This window comes from Helicobacter pylori NQ4053 (assembly GCF_000274605.1).
Lineage (GTDB): Bacteria > Campylobacterota > Campylobacteria > Campylobacterales > Helicobacteraceae > Helicobacter > Helicobacter pylori_CV.
The window spans coordinates 59,919-77,700 of the sequence record NZ_AKNV01000005.1 but is presented as its reverse complement, the minus strand read 5'-3'; the positions used below and the strand labels follow the sequence as shown (position 1 = coordinate 77,700).

Genomic DNA, 17,782 nt, shown 5'->3' with positions numbered 1-17,782 from the left:
CTACGCCAATGAAGAATATCCGCAATTTTTCCATTATCGCTCACATTGACCATGGTAAAAGCACTTTAGCGGATTGTTTGATTTTTGAATGCAACGCTATCAGTAACAGAGAAATGAAGAGCCAAGTGATGGACACTATGGATATTGAAAAAGAAAGGGGCATTACGATTAAGGCTCAAAGCGTGCGCCTGAATTACACTTTTAAGGGGGAGGATTATGTTTTAAACCTCATTGACACCCCAGGGCATGTGGATTTTAGCTATGAAGTGTCTCGCTCTTTGTGTTCATGCGAAGGGGCGTTATTGGTGGTGGATGCCACTCAAGGCGTGGAAGCGCAAACCATTGCAAACACTTATATCGCTTTAGATAACAATTTAGAAATTTTACCGGTGATCAATAAAATTGATTTGCCTAATGCGAATGTTTTAGAGGTTAAGCAGGACATAGAAGACACGATAGGGATTGATTGTTCTAACGCTAATGAAGTGAGCGCTAAAGCTAAGCTAGGCATTAAAGATTTGTTAGAAAAAATCATTACGACCATTCCTGCCCCTAGCGGTGATCCTAACGCTCCCTTAAAAGCGCTCATTTATGATTCATGGTTTGACAATTATTTAGGGGCGCTAGCGCTGGTGCGTATCATGGATGGGAGCATCAACACCGAGCAAGAAATTTTAGTGATGGGGACGGGTAAAAAACATGGCGTTTTAGGGCTATACTACCCTAACCCTTTGAAAAAAATCCCCACCAAGAGTTTAGAATGCGGCGAGATTGGCATTGTGAGTTTGGGGTTAAAAAGCGTTACTGATATTGCGGTGGGTGATACGCTCACAGACGCTAAAAACCCTACCCCTAAACCCATTGAAGGCTTTATGCCGGCCAAACCCTTTGTTTTTGCGGGGCTTTACCCTATAGAAACGGATAGGTTTGAAGATTTAAGAGAAGCGCTATTGAAACTCCAGCTTAACGATTGCGCTTTAAATTTTGAGCCTGAAAGCTCTGTGGCGCTTGGCTTTGGCTTTAGAGTGGGCTTTTTAGGGTTATTGCACATGGAAGTGATCAGAGAAAGGCTAGAGAGAGAATTTGGTCTTAACTTAATCGCTACCGCTCCCACGGTGGTGTATGAAGTGCATTTAACGGATAATAGCATCAAATACGTCCAAAACCCTAGCGAATTGCCCCCTGAAAATCATATTGCTTGCATCAAAGAGCCTTTTGTTAGGGCGACGATCATCACGCCGAGCGAATTTTTGGGTAATTTAATGCAGTTATTGAACAATAAAAGAGGCATTCAAGAAAAAATGGAATATTTGAATCAGTCTCGTGTCATGCTCACTTATTCCTTGCCGAGCAATGAAATTGTGATGGATTTTTATGACAAGCTCAAATCTTGCACGAAAGGGTATGCGAGCTTTGATTATGAGCCTATAGAAAACAGAGAGGCTCATTTGGTGAAACTAGATGTGAGGGTGGCAGGCGATGTGGTGGATGCACTTTCTATCATTATAGATAAGAATAAGGCGTATGAAAAGGGGCGCGCTTTAGTGGAAACGATGAAAGAGCTTATCCCAAGACAGCTTTTTGAAGTCGCTATCCAAGCGAGCGTGGGGAATAAAATCATCGCTAGGGAGACGATTAAATCTGTCGGTAAGAATGTAACGGCTAAGTGCTATGGGGGCGATATTACACGAAAAAGAAAACTCTTAGAAAAGCAAAAAGAGGGCAAAAAACGCATGAAGGCTATCGGCAAGGTGGAGCTTCCCCAAGAAGCGTTTTTAGCGATATTAAAGATTGATTAGGGCGTTTAGCTTCTATGACAAAACACAAGAACTATGAAATTTTAAATCTCATAGGCTATGCTTTGGCAAAATTTGATAATGACTTCATTAAAGAATTTGGTTTTTCTACTAAAAATGCTTTTTTTGAATATTGCGTCCAAATCGGCTTGGCTGAAACGACTGGCGTTATCAAAAATCGCATGGATTTATTTGATTATTTTTTTCCTAATAAACGCAAAGGCTGGTGGCAAAAAGGCGATGCCTATATCCATAGAAAATTATGGATTGATAGTTTGTTTGGAAATGAAAGCGTTAAGGGTTTTAGCCATATTGTGAAATTGTTTTTGCAGGAACAATACGGAATCAAAGATTTAGGCGTTACCCCTAACGCTTACCTTAAAACCCGCTATAAAAGCATGCAAGAAACAGGTTTAGAAGCCGAATTGTATTTTTTAAACCACTATAAAAATATCAAAACATTTTCTCATGGGCATTTAAAAGACATGCGTCTTTTTGGCGATGGGTATGACTTCTACATTCAAACCAACAAGCAAGCGTTTTTAGTGGAAGTTAAGGGGATTAGAGAAAAGCAAGGGGCATTGAGATTGACCCAAAAAGAATACGATCAAGCGCAAACTTATAGCCATGATTATGTGCTTGTGGTGGTATTGAATTTGAGTGAAAAACCCTATCTTTTATCTATCGCTAACCCCTTAAAGCATTTAGAATTTAAGGCATGCGAGAGGAAGCAAAAAAGCATTTTGGAATACCACTTAATAGGGCAAATAAAATAACTATATTAAAGATGGGGTTCATTTAATCTAATTAATAGCAGTGGTTGGAAATTTGGATATTAGATATTGAAGAGCTTTAACCAAGCTTGAGAGACGGATGAAAAAAATCCGCTTGAATTATCTTAAAAACGAGCCAAGAAAGGAAAAATCCACATGAGCAATCATCATAACAACAAAAAAGAAGAGAATACAAACAAGGTGCAAGTTACCCCCCAACAATAGTAACGATACAGAGCCTTTAAAGGTAACCACACGCTATTTAGAAGTCAAGAATTATAAAAATATTGGTGTTCAAAACGAGCAAGAAAAAGACGAAAGGCTGTATTTTAACAATTCGTTTAATGGCGATAAGTTGGGCGGTTTGGTTACTATTCTAGGTGAGAATAATACCGGTAAAAGCAATTTATTGAAAGCTTTAGGGTGTTTTAGCGAGCATGTAAATGAATTTAAGAAAAGCTACACCCCTAATTATGTGGGCTATGAAGAATCGATAAGTTCTTTAAAATTAAGCACCCTTAAAGATAAAATACTCCAAAATGAAATGACTTTAACCATAGATAGTTCTTCAAAAATCACTTTTGATGAGAGTATTGCAAAAGTTGATTTGCTTGAAGGTGTTTGCTATAAAGCCCTTAACAATGATTTGTTAAGCGAAGAAGACGAGTTGTCTTATGAAAAGGCTATTGAAGAGTGCCGAAGTTTATACCCACACCGAGGTGATCTCATAAAGGAAAAGGAGAGAATATTGTTAGACCTATACAATAGGTATAATAAAACCATCTCTTGCCCTAATAACATTCAAAATGAATTGCCTTCTCAAGTCATCTCTAACATGAGAGATTTATGCGAGGCGTTGTGGGAAGAAAATGTGCAAAATTTTAGGAGTGATTTTTGCGATAATCTTAAAACCAAGTTTAGAAGCGCTTGGTTAGAAAAAATGATTCAAGATTTAACTGCAAAGACAACCCTAGAAGATAAAAATGAAATCCTTAAAAATTTCAAAGAAAAATTGCTCCCAATCGCTCAAGAGTGGCTTAAAAATGACTACTACATGTCTGAATTAAAACTTTCTCAAATCACTATCTTGCATTTTATCAACGATGATGATTTTCTCAAAATAGAATCTGATGAACCCACCAATGAATTAGAACAAGTTTCTAATAACCAACTTGCAATTTACACAAGCGTAGATGATTTATTGAATAGCGAACCCATAGATGTGTCTAAAATCTCTCGCTTCCCTCAAGTGATTTACTACGATAACAAAAAGCGTTTCAAACATAAGAATTTGATTGTCAAGCCAGAAGAATTGGAAAAAAGTGTCTTTTTTAGGGCGTTTTTTAAAGCTATTGGTGTGAATTTATCAAGCGTTAAGAAAAGTTATTCAAAGGCGAGCGGAAACATTGGTTATTTGACACAATTGCAAGATGAGATCAAAGAAAAAGTTATTTCTAAAATTACCAATAGATTTAACAGGCTTTATTTTCAAAAAGATCAAAACCGAAAATGGTCGTATTTATTTGATTTTAGATTGGACTTACACAATATTTCTCTATCGCTTTTTAAAAAAGATTCCAACAAACAAAAAGAAGTGTTGCATTTAGACGATCAAAGCGATGGGTTTAAATGGTTTTTCAATTTGTTTTTTGGCCTTTTATTTGGTAATTCCTTAAAAAAAGATGCCATTGTTTTGATGGATGAAATGGGTTCAAACCTTTCTGTGCCAACTCGCAAAGAGTGTAGGAAATTTTTAAAAGAGTTTGGGCAAAGAGTGGGAGTTACTTTTGTTTTGGTAACCCATGATCTCTTTTTAGTGGATATGAATCATTTAAATGAATTGAGAGTCTTACGCCATAATGAAGAGTCTTTGCAAAGCGTTGGCATTCGTCATTTTTCATCTGTGGATTTGGGCGATAATAGGGCATTGAAAACCATTAAAAAATCTTTAGGCGTGAGCCATAAGATCCTTAATGAAAACGATCGTCTTTTGTTTGTAGAAGGCATTAGCGATTACAATTATTTGAGCGCATTTAAATTGCTCTATGAACAAGAAAAAAAGACCTCCTTAGACATGGCGTTTTTAAACATCGTGTTTTTACCCGTTAACGGACTAGGGAATGATGATTTAAAAGAATCAAAAAAGCCACAAATGAAACAAATTTTAGAAACCTTGGCTGAAGAAGAGCCAAACGCTACGCTATTAGTGGATGGGGATACAATGGGTAAGGCATGCGAAGAGTTGAATAAGGAATTAAAGAATAAGCTCAACATTCTAAAACTCAATGATTGCGATGATAGTTTTAAAAATTTCAAAAATATTGAAGATTGTTTCAGCCAAAAAGATAAAATCAAATTGGACTTAAAAAATAAAAGCTCTCGCTCACACACCGCCTATACAAACGCTTTAAAGAATGACTTGCTCTTACACCCTAATTTAGTGGAAGCAGAAAGAAAATTTTTACAAGCTTTTAAAATGGCTCTATCTTAAAATGAACGCTGATAATCAAGTGGGTAATCAAAAAGCTTGATTGGGGCGATAAAAACATTAAGGGAATTAGAAACCAATGGGACACTCTTTAATCATTACAGAGACAGCACCAACTATAGCGTCTCAAACCTTAATGAGATTAGATCTTATCACAAACGAGCTTAAAACACAAGAACCATAACAAGAAAAATGGGGGCGTTTGCTTACAGAATACCACAATAAAGAGCGTTTTAAACAACAAACGAAATAATTAAAATTGAATTATTGTTGAATAGTTAGCAACTATAAAGAGAAGCTTGCGTTACCGTCTACTTTGCAAGCGATTACAAAAGAAAAGGCATTTAATTCTTTAAACTCTTTTAAAACTAATGCTATACAAAAAAGATTAACAAGGCTTTTAAAAAAGCGTTATTAGGGAGTTAGGGTATCGCAAAAACCCTCCTATGAATTTTAAAATCGCCAAAAGTTTAAGCTTTTGTAGCGAGTTTGTTGATCGCTTCAGCGTTCATGTCGTCTTGGTGGGTTTTTAACACTTTAGAATACATATCCAAAAAGCGGTTGATTTCAATCAAAGCGCTCATCTCGCGCACCGCATTGACATTGCTTTTTTCTAGCATGTATTGCCTTAACGCACCAGAATCAGAGACTTGATGGACGCCTTCGCCCTGATAGGTATAAAGGTTTTGCCCTATTTTTTTAAGATTTTTAGGTTCGCTAAAACTCACTAAAGCTAATGCGCCTGCTTGAATTTGGGCTTCATTATCCCTAAAAGTGATTCCGCCATTTTGATCCACTTCAATTTCAGCGTCAGGCATGAGCATGATCCCTCCTTTTTCGTTCAAACCGGAGCGTGAAAGCACCTTAAAACCATTAAGGGTTACCAAAAAGCCGTCTTTATCAACGCTGAAATGCCCGTCTCTGGTATAAGCGACGCCCTCATTAGTCTGTATCGCAAAATAGAGGTTAGGGCTTGTTAGGGCAAAATCTAGGGGGTTATTCGTCCCTTCAAACGCGCCAAGACTCCTATCCGTATAGATTTCTGATAGGATAGGCACACGATTGAGGTTGCGGTTGAGATACTTCGCGCTCGCTTTGGTTTGATCTTCTAAGGGCAGTTGCTCTCGGTATTCTTGGTAAAGCCTTAAAAAATCGCCTGTAATCGCATCGTCTCTTTTAAAGCCGTTGGTGTTTAGGTTGGCTAAATTGTTAGAGGTTAAATCCAAGCGGTTAAATTGTGTCGCCATTGCTCCTGTGGCCGCATAATACCCATTTTGCATGCAATAATCCTTTTAAAAGAAAAATTATAGCAAAAATCAAATAAAAACTAAGATTTACTCCAAATAGGTTTTTTTAGGGAATATGATAACCATAACCATAAAGATAACAATACTAAACATGACATAGCCCACAAACCCTGCTTCAAAACCATGCTGTTTGAACTCTAACGCTATATAACTCGCGCTCCCTCCAAAAAGCGCATTGGCAATCGCATAGGCTAAACCCACGCCAAGCGCTCGCACATGTTCAGGGAATAATTCCGCCTTAATAACCCCAGCAATGCAAGTGTAAAAACTCATCGCGCTCAATGCGAGTATTTCATAAAATAGGGCTTCATACACGCTAGTGGCATGCTTGATACCATAAAAGACAACAGGCGTTACAATAAGCCCTGTGATCGCAAAAACCATCAGCATTTGGGTGCGTTTGATTTTATCCGCAAGCATCCCGCATAAGGGTTGAAAGAAGATGAAATAAGAGAGCGCTAAAAGCATGATAAAACTGCTTTCTTTAGGGCTAAACGATGAGCTGTTGGTTAAAAAGATTTTTAAATACACCGTAAAAGTGTAAAAGCACAAACTCCCTCCCATAGTTAGCCCAAAGACTATCATTAAGGCTTTTTTATGGTTGAGCAATTCCTTTAAACTGCCCCTTTGGGTTTCTTCTTTAATAGTGTTTTTGGAAGTTGTTTTGCTATCCATGGTTTCTTCCATGATATTTCTTAAAAAGAGCGAGAGCAGGGCTAATATACCCCCTAAAGCGAATAAATAACGCCAAGCGAACGCGCTAATTTGCTCATGCGTGTAAATGTTTTCAACGATAAAGAGCGAAAAAATAGCTAAGAGTTGCCCTCCAACTAAAGTTACATATTGAAAAGAGCCATAAAAACCTTTTTTGCCATTCTTGCCTAATTCAGAGAGGTAAGTAGCGACCACGCCATATTCGCCTCCCACGCTAAAGCCCTGTAAAAGCCTGGCTAATAATAAAAACAAGAACGCCCATTCCCCTACGATTTCTTTAGTGGGGAGCAATGCGAGCATGAAAGAGCCTAACGCCATAAGGATAATGGAATACACCATAGAAGTTTTACGCCCCTTTTTATCCCCTAATTTACCAAAAAACAAACTCCCCAAAGGGCGCATGAAAAACCCTAGCATGAAAACTAAAAAAGCTGAGATGAGCGCTAAAGTGGGGTCGTTAGTGTGGGTAAATTCCTTAGCGAAATAAGGGGCAAGGAACGCATAAGCGTAAAAATCATACCATTCCACTAAATTACCTGAACTAGCGGCTAAAAGGGATTTTAAGGGTTTTTTAGTGGCGGGTTGGATCTGGGGGTTCATGGCTATCCTTGAATATGAAATTTTTAGGTAATTTTACTAGGAGTTAGGGAAACCACAGATAATATTTGATTAATAGGCTAAAGGTTGGTTTCATTTGTGTTATTGGGAAAAGTTTTTTTAAAGAAAATGAATTTTAAAAATTAAAAATAATGTTTTTATTGCCAATATTCATTGAAAACAAGTCCTAAAAATTTTGCAAAATCTCTCTGTTGCCTTTGGCGTTTCTTGGGGATAGAAAGCCTTGAGCTTCTAATTCGTCAGTAATGGTGGCGGCTTGGTTGTAGCCGATTTTTAATTGCCGTTGTAAAAAACTCGTAGAAGTGATCTTTTTTTCTAAAATCACCGCTTTAGCCCTTTCTAGAATGTCATCGCCTTGATAGTTAGGGGTGTCTAAAGGCATGTGCGATTCTTCTAGCAAGAAATCTTTATCATATTCCACTTCTTTTTGGGCTTTAATAAAATCCACGATTTTTTTGATTTCATCTTCAGTGGCAAAAGGGGCATGCAAGCGTACTAACCCGTTTGTTCCTGGGGGGGTAAAGAGCATATCGCCCCTTCCTAACAAGCTTTGCGCCCCATCGGTGTCTAAAATCACTTTAGAATCAATCTTAGTGCCTACCCTAAAACTCACCCTTGAAGGCAAATTGGTTTTAATCAAGCCGGTTACGACATCCACGCTTGGGCGTTGGGTCGCTACAATGAGATGCAAGCCGCTCGCGCGCCCCATTTGAGCGATTCTAGCGATAGGAAACTCCGCTTCTTTTCCCCCTGTCATCATTAAATCCGCTAATTCATCAATCACCACAATCAAATAGGGGAACGTTTCAACGCCGTTATTTTCCGCCTGCTCATTATAAGAATCAATGGTTTTAACCTTGTATTCGCTCATTAAAGAGTATCGGCGTTCCATTTCTTTAGCCACGCTTTGCAAAGCCCCAATAGCTTTTTTAGGATCGGTGATAATGGGTGTGAGTAAGTGGGGGATGTCCGCATAAATGCTAAATTCTACCATTTTGGGATCGATCATCACTAATTTGAGTTGATCGGGGGGGTTTTTATAAAGTAAGGATAAAATCATCGCATTCACGCCCACGCTCTTACCGCTTCCTGTCGTGCCGGCGATGAGCAAGTGGGGGAGCTTTTTTAAATCCGTGATGAAAGGGTTACCCACAATGTCTTTGCCTAAAGCTAGGGTTAAGGGCGAGCTGGATTTTTGAAACAATTCGCTTTCTAAAATTTCTCTTAAATAAATAATTTGGCTTTGGCTGTTAGGGATTTCAATGCCAACGACATCTTTACCTTTAATAGGGGCTTGAATGCGGATGGATTCAGCGCATAAAGTCATCGCTAAATCATCGCTCAAGCCTAAAATACGGCTCACCTTAACATTAGGGGCTGGGCGGAATTCAAAGGTGGTTACAATAGGGCCTGAATAAGTGCGGATAATATCGCCATCAATTTTAAAGGTGCGCAGCTTGCTCAATAAATCCTGGATTTTTTGGTCAATCTCGTTTTCGTCTAAAGAAGTTTCTTTCAAACAAACCGCATTCAATAATTGCGTGGTGGGAAGCTCATAATCTTTGGGTTTTTGCACTTCGCCATAATCCAATCCGTCTAATATTTCTTTATTTTCGCTCAATTCTTTAACCATAACGGGTTTTTTAGCGCTGGTGGGGATTAGTGGGCTAAAGCCTGGAGCGTTCTCTGTTTCTCTTTTTTCTTCTTTTAGATTTTCTTTTAGATTTTCTTTTTGTGGGTTTTCTTGTAGACTTTCTTGTAAATCATCTTCTTTTATGGGGTGGTTGGGGGTTTTGTCATTTTCTGTTTTGTTGTCATTTTCTGTGTTGGGTGCGGATATGGGCATGATAGGTTTGGGCGTGATGGGTGTTTCTTTTTTTAGCGTGGGTTCTCTTTCTTTAGTTTCTTGCTTAGGTTCTTTTAAAGGGGGGTTAGTGGGGTTAGCCAAATCATCAAATCGGTTTCTTTTAGGGTAAATGGTGTAATGGGTAGGGGGGTGAGGGGAAATTTGAACCAAGCCTTCTTGCGGCTCTGAATCATTTAAAGTCGTGTTATAGGGGGTAGGGATCGCTAAAAACGATTCTTCGTTAGGGGTGTTGTGGTTTTCATCAATAAGGTTTTCTTTAAGGTTTTCTTTTTCTTTGTCGTTGTTGGTTTCTTTTTTTTGAGCGTCTGATGGGGTGTTTTCAAAACCCTCTTTTTTCAGGCTAAAATTAGGGCTAAAGGCTTGTAAGCATTGTTTGTAAATCTCTTTTAAAAGGTTTTGTGTTTTGTTTATATAAGGATAAAAAACGCTTTTAGGGGGCAGTTTGAATAAAATCAAATAAGAAATAACTACCATAAGCATTATCAGTGCATAAAGCCCAAAATCCCCTATAAAAGGGCGTAAAAACAAACGCACGCTGTTGCCGATTTCCCCTTGATTCAACAGGCTAGATTGTAAAAAGAGTAAAGATAAAATGCCTAATAGATGCCCTAAGGTTTTTTCTAAAACGATTTCTGTAAAAGGGTTTTTAGTCTTGTATAAAAGGAATAAAACCCACGCTAAATAGGGTAAATTAATCAATGAAAGATACCCAAAATATTTTTTATTGATTGCGGCAAACCACACCCCAAAACGCCCCACTAAACCGCTGTTACCCAGCCATGAAGATAGGGTTAAAAACGCTAATAAAACCCCTATGATTAAAGCCAAATAAAGTTTTTTAGATTTCATCGGTTGCACATGTCTTTAAAAGAGCAATACTCACAATCTTTAACCTCTAAAGTTTTTTCAAAATCAATTTCTTGTTTGAGTTTGGGGATAAGAGAAAATTCCAAATGATCCATTTTAGCCTGTAGCTCGTCTTCTTCTAGTAACTCGCCCTTTCTCAAATCATAAAAAAAGGCTTTTATAGGCTCTTTGTAACCCAGATTTTTAAGGGCAAACGCATAGATGGCCATTTGATAATCGGTGCTGATTTGAGCGATTTCTATGGGGCTTAAGCTTTTTCTTTGTTTTTCGCTCATGTTGTCTAATTTCAAATCGCTTTTGAATTTGTAATCCAATAAAATAATCTCATTGTCAGCCGTTTTGTCAATCCTGTCTATACGCCCTTTAAAAATAACGCCTTGAATAATCGTTTCAAAGCTTTTTTCAAGATCAAGAATGGTGATTTCTGCATTAAAGCGTTCTCGCTCTTTTTTATAAAAAGCCTGGATTTTTTTGAGCGCTACAAGAGTGTCTAAACGCTCTTTAGGGGTAATATTTTCTCTTGTTTCTAACAGCCAAATGAGCCTTTCTTCTAATAAATGGGGGGTTTTATATTTTTCATAAGCTTCTTTTAAAAGTTCATGGAGCAAACTGCCCACAGCGCTATTATTTTCATCTTTAGGGCTTTCTTTGAATCGCTTCATGTAGTGGTAATAAAAACGGCGCTTGCAAGTTAAAAAAGCGTTCAATGAGCTAGCGCTAAAGTTAAAATCTTTAGGGATAGCGGCTTTGATTTCTTCTTCTTGGTAGTCTTTTAAAGGACTTGGTGCAAAAAGCGTGTAAGCGTCTTTGATAGGCTCTATATGCAAATTTAATTCTAAAAGCATGTTAGAGGCTTTTGAAGTTTCACTCTCTATATAAGAAAGTGTTATTTCTTTAGAGTTTTTAAAGAGCTGGTAGTAATAGTGTTTTTGCAAATTTTTCTTATCTAATAAAGTGGGGAGGTTGAGCGATTTTCTTAAAGCAGAGTTCAAAAATAAATCGCAATCTTTAAGACTTGGCACACAAGTTTCATTAAAATCTACAATAACGATTTTATCAAATTGCATGCCCCTTGTCTCTAAAGTGTCCATGACTCGTATTTTGCCCCCACTAGAATCGTCTAAGCGGAAGTTGGCTTCAAATTCTTGCAAATACAAATGCAATAAATCTTTAAGGCTGTAGTTTTTAAGCGTGTCTTTTAAAAGATGATACTGGTGCATGATTTGAGAATGCACTTCTTTTAAGGGTGCTTTTTCTTTAGAGCTTTGTTGTTCTAAAAGCGCAAGGGTAATATTTTCTAAATCTAATAGAGCAGATCCGCTTAAATCAAGATCGCTTGTTTCTAAATTTTCTAAGATTTTGACAAGCTCTGTATAATAAGGGCTGTTTTTAGCCCCTAAGCCCATCGCAAAATTCAAATTGTTGTTTTTGTCTAAAAGTTTTAAAAAAGGCAAAAAATCCGCATTGGGCGTGATGATCGCCATTTTATTAGGATCGTTATCTTTTTGCAAATACTCTTCTATGGTTTGTAAAACTAAAGCGCCTTGTTTTAAATAACTGGAGTTAGCATAAAGCTTTGGCTCAATTTTTTGATCATTAAAAGTTTGAGAAAGGATCTTTTGGGTTTTAAAATCAATGGAATAATCGCAATCTGTCTCTAATTTGAGATTGAGAAATTCCAAGAATTTTTGGTTGTATTTGTCGCAAGATAAGTGTAAAGTGATAGGCACTAACTCGGCCACTTCTAATAAGCATTGCCTTTCAAAAACGCTCATAAAGCCGTCTAAATGCCATTCAATGGAGGAAAAATGCTCAAAAAATTCTTTTAAAATCGTGGGTTTTTTTTGCATGATTTTGTTGTAAAAGCCTAATCCTTCTAGCTTTTTAATGTAACGATCATAAATCATTTCTAAGACTTCTAAATGCTTTTCATAATCCAAATAAATGTCTTTAAAAGAAAGTTCATTGAGTTTGATGCAAGCAGAACTTAACTCATCAAACAAATCAAATAAAAAAGAAGTGCTTTCCAAATACCCTAAAAAGCTGTTTTCAAAAAGCAAAAGCCCTTCAAGTGCGGATTTTTTTTCTTTAGCGATGGCTTTAATGGTGTCTATCATTAAAATTTGGCGCGCGCTGTTAGGGATTTTCTTTTGATTAGGGATGTAAAAAGCCTGTTCAAAAAAACTCCCCATGCTCATCGCGCTAGGCAAAAACCCTTCGCCTTGCTCTAAATAGAAATGTTTTAAACGCCTGGTGGAGCTAAAAACAAACAAGGGGGTTTTTTCTAAAAAAAGTTTTTCTAAGTTCATGCGTTGAGTAATCTTTTCGCTTGAGCGGTAATGTTTTCAACGCTAAAGCCAAATTTTTCAAAGAGTTTATCGCCCTTTGCTGAGCTCCCAAAAGAATCCATGCCAATGATTTTATCCGCAAAACGATACCACTCTATCGCACGGCTCGCTTCAATCACTAAAACCTTACCCTTAAAGAGTTCTTTAAGATAGTTTTCATCTTGCTCTATTAATAAATCAAAGCAAGGCGCACTCACCACTTGAGTGGGGATATTTTCTCGCTCTAAAATTTTAGCGCTCTCTAAAGCTAAAGACACTTCGCTCCCGCTTGCAACGAGCGTGATAATGGGATCTTTAGCATCATATTTAACATACGCCCCTTTTAAAACCTGCTCTTTAGAGACCTCATCAAGCACGGGTAAATTCTGGCGCGATAAAATAAGAGCACTAGGAGCGTTCAAACTTAACGCTACTTGCATGCAAGCCTTATTTTCAAAAGCATCGCTGGGTCTGAAAGCATAGAAATTGGGCAAAGCACGTAAATGGCTCAATTGCTCTATGGGTTGGTGCGTCGCCCCGTCTTCGCCCACGCCAATGCTGTCATGCGTGAAGATAAAAAGGGCTTTCAGTTTCATTAAAGCGCTCAAACGCATGCTGGGCATTAAATAATCGCTAAACACAAAAAAGGTCGCACAAAAAGGCAAAAACAAGCCATACGCCGCTAAAGCGTTAGTGATAGCCCCCATGGCATGCTCTCTGATTCCAAAATGCAAGTTTTGCCCTAAAGGGAAATCGCCAGAGTGTTTTAACTGCGTGTTATTAGAGGGGGCTAAATCCGCACTTCCCCCCAAAAAGCCTTCGCATTCTTTGGCGATAGCGTTTAAAATCATGCCGTTACTCACTCTCGTGGCTAGAGATTCGCCTTTTTTAAAGGTGGGGTAATGGATGGCGTTAAAATCAAAATTCTTTAACGCATGGATCTTTTCTTTTGTTTTAGGGCTTAAGGACTTTTCCCATAAGGCTTCTAAGCTAACGCCCCTAACTTTCACTTCTTCAAAATGCATTTTGTTTTTTGGGCCAATGATAAAGCTTTCATCAGGGTTGATTTGAGCGTTTTCTTTGGATTGTTTTAACACTTCTTTATTTAAAGGCGAGCCATGCGTTTTTTCACTCCCCTCTAAACCAATAGCCCCCTTACCAATAATCGTATGAGCGATTAAAAGCGTGGGTTTGGTGGATTTTTTGGCTTCTTCTAAAGCATTGTGAATTGCTTGATAGTCATGCCCATCGCATTCTAGCACTTCCCAATTTTGCGCTAAAAAACGTGCTTTAACCTGTTCGCTAAAACTAATATTAATAGCGCCTTCAATGCTGATTTGGTTGCTGTCATAAATCACAATGAGATTATCAAGGCGAAGGTGTCCGGCTAAAGAAGCACTCTCATAACTAATGCCTTCTTGCAAATCCCCATCCCCACACAAGCAATAGACTTTATGAGTAATCACTTCTTTATCCAAAAGGGTTTGAGCGTATTGACTCGCCATGCTAAAACCCACAGCGTTAGCAAAACCTTGCCCCAAAGGGCCTGTCGTGATCTCAATGCCTTCGGTGTGGTGCAATTCGGGGTGTCCTGGGGTTTTAGAGTGTAATTGCCTGAAACGCTTTAAATCTTCTAAGCTCAAATCAAAGCCCCACAAATGCAACAAACTATACGCTAACGCGCTCGCATGCCCTCCGCTAAAAACCAGCCTGTCCCTATTGAGCCATTTAGGGTTAGTAGGGTTTAGGTTTAGGTGCAAGCTTAAAACCACCATCACATCGGCTAGCCCCAAGCACACGCCCGGATGCCCGCTATTAGCCTTATCTATCATATCCGCACACAAAAAGCGAAGCGTGTTCGCCATGCTTTTTAATCGTTCTAAGTCAGCGTTACTCAATCGCATCAAATTTTTCCATTTTTAAGGTTTTTAAAAGCCATTTTAACACAAATTATCTCAAAATCTCTTTGGCCATTAAGATGTCTTGTTGGATCTGATTTTTAAGCTCTTTTAACGAAGAAAAACGCATGTTGTCTCGTATTTTTTGAACCCAACGCAAAGCGATTTCTTTGGGCGGGTTTTCTATGATAGTATCAAGAACATGGCATTCTATGGCGAAATGTTGATCCGTGCTTAAGCGATTGCCTATAAAACTCACGCTTTTTTGATAAATTGGATCTTTTATTTCCACTAAACTCGCATACACCCCAAAGCTAGGGAGGATAAAATCTTTAGTTTTGATATTTAAAGTAGGCACTAATTCTTTATGCCCTAATCCTTGATCGCTAATGACTTCCCCGCACACTTCATAATATCGGCCTAAGAGCTTGTTAGCCAAAGATAAGTCGCCATGACTTAGGGCTAGTTTGATCATCTTAGAATGCACGCTAATATTTTGGACTTTCACTTCAGGCACAATAATGGTTTTTTCAAAACGCTCTTTTAAAAATAAAGCGTCATTTTGCCTCTCATGCCCAAACCTGAAATCATAGCCCACCACCAGGCGTTCTAAGTTAGGGAATTTCTTTTTTAAAAGCTCTAAAAATTCTAAAGCATTTAATTGTGAAATCTCTTCTAAATACACAAAAAATAAAGGCATCTTAACGAGTTTGGCGCGGTATTTTAAGGGGGTTAAATAGCCTTTAGTGTAATGTTTTTTTTCTATGATTAAAAGGGCTTTAGGATCTTTTAATTCCTTAAAAAGGGCTTGATGCCCTAAATGCAAGCCGTCAAATTTACCGATAGCTAGGCTTTTAATTTTAGGCTCGCTTGAAATGGATAAAAAATTCAACATTCCCGTTTTTCCCTTTCACTAAGCTTTCTTGGATCTTTAAGATTTGAAAATTCTTTGTTTTTAAATGGTTTTTAAAGTTTTCTAAAGCGTTCAAAATGGCTTCTTTATTCATCACCACCCCCTTTTTATTGCGTTTTGCGGCCCTGCCCACTTCAAATTGCGGTTTGAAAAGCGCCAAAAATTCATCGCTTAAAGGCAAAATCGCTTCTAAAATACAATATAAAGAAATAAAACTCACATCACAAAGCACTAAATCAATTGTTTCTGGCGTTTTAAACCCTCTAATATCGCATTCTTCATAACATTCTATGCGCTGGTCGTTTTTCAAACTTTCATCTAATTGCATTTTCCCCACATCCACGCAAAGCACCTTTTTAGCCCCTTTTAAAAGAGCCACTTGACTAAAGCCCCCCTTGCTCGCTCCCACATCTAAAACCACCTTTCCCTTAAAATCCACGAAATGGGTTTCTAAAAAAGCCCCTAATTTTTCCCCAGCCCTGCTAACGAATAGATTGGTAGCGACTAATTCAATTTGATCACCCTCTTTAACGATAAAAGAGGGTTTAGAAACCACCATTTTATTGACTAAAACCTGATTTTTTAAAACCAACGCTTTAGCTTTTTCTCTGCTATTTGCTAAATGCTGGTTGAATAAGGCGTAATCTAGGCGCATTAAAATTGAGGTAGGGGGACTTGATAAGCGAAATTAAAAACAATCTTGCCTAAACTATAGGCATCAAGCTCTAGTTTGGCTTCTTGCACCGCTAAATAATCCAATTTGTCAAAAGCGAGTAAAAAAGCTCGACTCCACCGATTCGTGGTTTCTAAAATGCCATCAAATTCATCTTTTGTGATTTCTCGCACCCATAAAGGCTCTGAGCCTATAGGTTTTGTGCCAAAAAGTTCATAAGAAATATAGCCATCATCTATCCAATCGTTATTTTGCGTGAAAATCTCCACTAAAAAATACTCATGATCATAGTAAGTGCCGCTATCCACATCGTTTAAATGCGTAGCGATAGCCGTGATGATAGGCACATTATCTTTGGTGATTTCGCCTTTCCTGCTGGCTTGGATCTTTTTTTCTAAAACTAAGTCTAGCGTGTAGGTGTCTTCATTGAAATTGCTCACACACCCCAAACAAAAGAATAAAAACACCAGAAGTGTTGAGAGATTTTTCAAGCTCATTCCTTGCTAAAACCCATGCCATTTTTAGCTAAAATAAAACCTATATTATAACTAAAAGGGGGTTTTATGCCAAAAAAATGCCGACACTTGCTCCAAACCAGCGATTTAAGCCTAGATGAAATCAAGCTTTTATTGAACAAAGCGAGCGTTTATGCGAACGATTTTAACGCTGTATCTTTAGAGACAAAAGAAAAAATGCACAATAAAATCATCGTGGCGTTATTTTTTGAAAATTCCACCAGAACGGTGTCTAGTTTTGAAATCGCAAGCCTAAGGTTGGGGGCAAAAATAGTGAAATTAAACATGCAAACAAGCTCCACTTCAAAGGGTGAAACTTTGATAGACACTTTCAAAAATATCCATGCCATGCAGCCTGACGCTATCATCACACGGCATGCTTTTTCAAGCGCGCCTTTTAAATTAGCTGAATTTTCACAATGCCCCTTGATTAATGCCGGGAGCGGCACAAGTGCTCATCCTACCCAAGCGTTATTAGACTTGCTCACCCTTTATCAGCATTTTGGCGGTTTAGAAAATTTAAAAGGGAAGAAAATCGCTTTCATAGGCGATGTGAAAAATTCCAGAGTGGCTAATAGTAACATTAAATTGCTCCAAAGGCTAGGGCTTGAGATCATGCTGTGCGCTCCAAGCTCCATGCTCCCTAGCACTCCTTTAAGAACGACGCACAACATTGAAGAAGCGATAGCATTTGCTGACATCTTAATGAGTTTGAGAACCCAAACCGAACGGCACAATGCGCCCATTTTTGCGAGCTTGAAAGATTATGGCAACGCTTATTGCATCACCCAACAACGCCTAGAAGCTCATGCTAAAAATAAAGAGGTGATTATTTTACACCCAGGCCCGGTGCATAGGGATATTGATATAGAAAGCGCGGTGTTAGAAGACAAGCGATCTAAAGTCTTAGAGCAAGTCAAAAATGGCGTGGCAATGCGCATGGCAGTGTTGGAGTTTTTGCTATTAGATTGATTGTCAAACTTAAAAATGCTTTTTGGCATTTTTTACAATCAATATGAGAACTTT

General features: G+C 38.1%; 12 protein-coding genes. 4 read left to right on the top strand and 8 right to left on the bottom strand.

Annotated elements, in window-relative coordinates:
- Window positions 1-8 precede the first annotated feature (8 nt).
- From lepA to AYS37_RS08230, 3 genes are all read left to right on the top strand, one after another.
- The gene (gene lepA, locus AYS37_RS04940; protein ID WP_001874669.1) at window positions 9-1,799 is read left to right on the top strand and encodes a translation elongation factor 4; all 1,791 of its coding nucleotides are present in this window, start codon (window positions 9-11) and stop codon (window positions 1,797-1,799) included.
- A gap of 14 nt (window positions 1,800-1,813) precedes the next feature.
- On the top strand, window positions 1,814-2,572 hold the full coding sequence (locus AYS37_RS04935; RefSeq protein ID WP_000160630.1) for a protein NO VEIN domain-containing protein: 759 nt from the start codon (window positions 1,814-1,816) through the stop codon (window positions 2,570-2,572).
- A 352-nt stretch (window positions 2,573-2,924) separates the two neighbouring features.
- Window positions 2,925-5,060: a P-loop NTPase family protein gene (locus tag AYS37_RS08230; RefSeq protein WP_001874668.1), complete on the top strand. Its 2,136-nt coding sequence runs from the start codon at window positions 2,925-2,927 to the stop codon at window positions 5,058-5,060.
- A gap of 467 nt (window positions 5,061-5,527) precedes the next feature.
- Here the strand turns inward: AYS37_RS08230 and AYS37_RS04925 are convergent, their stop codons facing one another.
- The 8 genes from AYS37_RS04925 to AYS37_RS04890 all read right to left on the bottom strand — a co-directional run bounded on the left by AYS37_RS04925 (window position 5,528) and on the right by AYS37_RS04890 (window position 16,738).
- On the bottom strand, window positions 5,528-6,337 hold the full coding sequence (locus AYS37_RS04925; protein ID WP_001179176.1) for a flagellar hook-basal body protein: 810 nt from the start codon (window positions 6,335-6,337) through the stop codon (window positions 5,528-5,530).
- 54 nt (window positions 6,338-6,391) lie between these two features.
- Window positions 6,392-7,678, bottom strand: coding sequence for an MFS transporter (locus tag AYS37_RS04920; protein WP_001069402.1), 1,287 nt, complete (start codon window positions 7,676-7,678; stop codon window positions 6,392-6,394).
- Window positions 7,679-7,862: 184 nt separating this feature from the next.
- Entirely contained in the window at window positions 7,863-10,412 is a 2,550-nt protein-coding gene (locus AYS37_RS04915) for a DNA translocase FtsK (protein WP_000837231.1), read from the bottom strand.
- The gene (gene addB / locus AYS37_RS04910; RefSeq protein ID WP_001047476.1) at window positions 10,409-12,739 is read right to left on the bottom strand and encodes an ATP-dependent deoxyribonuclease AddB; all 2,331 of its coding nucleotides are present in this window, start codon (window positions 12,737-12,739) and stop codon (window positions 10,409-10,411) included. The genes AYS37_RS04915 and addB overlap by 4 nt, the downstream gene beginning before the upstream one ends.
- Window positions 12,736-14,661: a transketolase gene (gene tkt / locus AYS37_RS04905; protein ID WP_001239879.1), complete on the bottom strand. Its 1,926-nt coding sequence runs from the start codon at window positions 14,659-14,661 to the stop codon at window positions 12,736-12,738. The genes addB and tkt overlap by 4 nt, the downstream gene beginning before the upstream one ends.
- A gap of 46 nt (window positions 14,662-14,707) precedes the next feature.
- Window positions 14,708-15,550: a bifunctional riboflavin kinase/FAD synthetase gene (locus AYS37_RS04900; RefSeq protein ID WP_000931654.1), complete on the bottom strand. Its 843-nt coding sequence runs from the start codon at window positions 15,548-15,550 to the stop codon at window positions 14,708-14,710.
- On the bottom strand, window positions 15,516-16,223 hold the full coding sequence (gene tlyA, locus AYS37_RS04895; RefSeq protein ID WP_001235157.1) for a 23S rRNA (cytidine-2'-O)-methyltransferase TlyA: 708 nt from the start codon (window positions 16,221-16,223) through the stop codon (window positions 15,516-15,518). The genes AYS37_RS04900 and tlyA overlap by 35 nt, the downstream gene beginning before the upstream one ends.
- A complete protein-coding gene (locus AYS37_RS04890) occupies window positions 16,223-16,738 on the bottom strand; it encodes a hypothetical protein (protein WP_000053890.1) in 516 nt (171 codons plus the stop codon). Before AYS37_RS04890 ends, tlyA begins: the two co-directional genes overlap by 1 nt.
- 66 nt (window positions 16,739-16,804) lie before the next feature.
- Here AYS37_RS04890 and pyrB point away from each other — a divergent pair, with 66 nt between their 5' ends.
- Window positions 16,805-17,728 carry an aspartate carbamoyltransferase gene (pyrB, locus tag AYS37_RS04885; protein ID WP_001124615.1) on the top strand — a complete coding sequence of 308 codons (924 nt, stop codon included), beginning with the start codon at window positions 16,805-16,807 and terminating at the stop codon, window positions 17,726-17,728.
- Window positions 17,729-17,782 lie beyond the last annotated feature (54 nt).

Excerpts from the sequence above, each read along its gene's own strand:
- AYS37_RS04920 (WP_001069402.1), bottom strand. The coding sequence starts at position 7,678 with ATGAACCCCCAGATCCAACCCGCCACTAAAAAACCCTTAAAATCCCTT.
- AYS37_RS04935 (WP_000160630.1), top strand. The coding sequence starts at position 1,814 with ATGACAAAACACAAGAACTATGAAATTTTAAATCTCATAGGCTATGCT.
- tlyA (WP_001235157.1), bottom strand. The coding sequence starts at position 16,223 with ATGCGCCTAGATTACGCCTTATTCAACCAGCATTTAGCAAATAGCAGA.
- AYS37_RS04900 (WP_000931654.1), bottom strand. The coding sequence starts at position 15,550 with ATGTTGAATTTTTTATCCATTTCAAGCGAGCCTAAAATTAAAAGCCTA.
- lepA (WP_001874669.1), top strand. The coding sequence starts at position 9 with ATGAAGAATATCCGCAATTTTTCCATTATCGCTCACATTGACCATGGT.
- AYS37_RS04890 (WP_000053890.1), bottom strand. The coding sequence starts at position 16,738 with ATGAGCTTGAAAAATCTCTCAACACTTCTGGTGTTTTTATTCTTTTGT.
- AYS37_RS04925 (WP_001179176.1), bottom strand. The coding sequence starts at position 6,337 with ATGCAAAATGGGTATTATGCGGCCACAGGAGCAATGGCGACACAATTT.
- tkt (WP_001239879.1), bottom strand. The coding sequence starts at position 14,661 with ATGCGATTGAGTAACGCTGACTTAGAACGATTAAAAAGCATGGCGAAC.
- addB (WP_001047476.1), bottom strand. The coding sequence starts at position 12,739 with ATGAACTTAGAAAAACTTTTTTTAGAAAAAACCCCCTTGTTTGTTTTT.
- AYS37_RS04915 (WP_000837231.1), bottom strand. The coding sequence starts at position 10,412 with ATGAAATCTAAAAAACTTTATTTGGCTTTAATCATAGGGGTTTTATTA.
- pyrB (WP_001124615.1), top strand. The coding sequence starts at position 16,805 with ATGCCAAAAAAATGCCGACACTTGCTCCAAACCAGCGATTTAAGCCTA.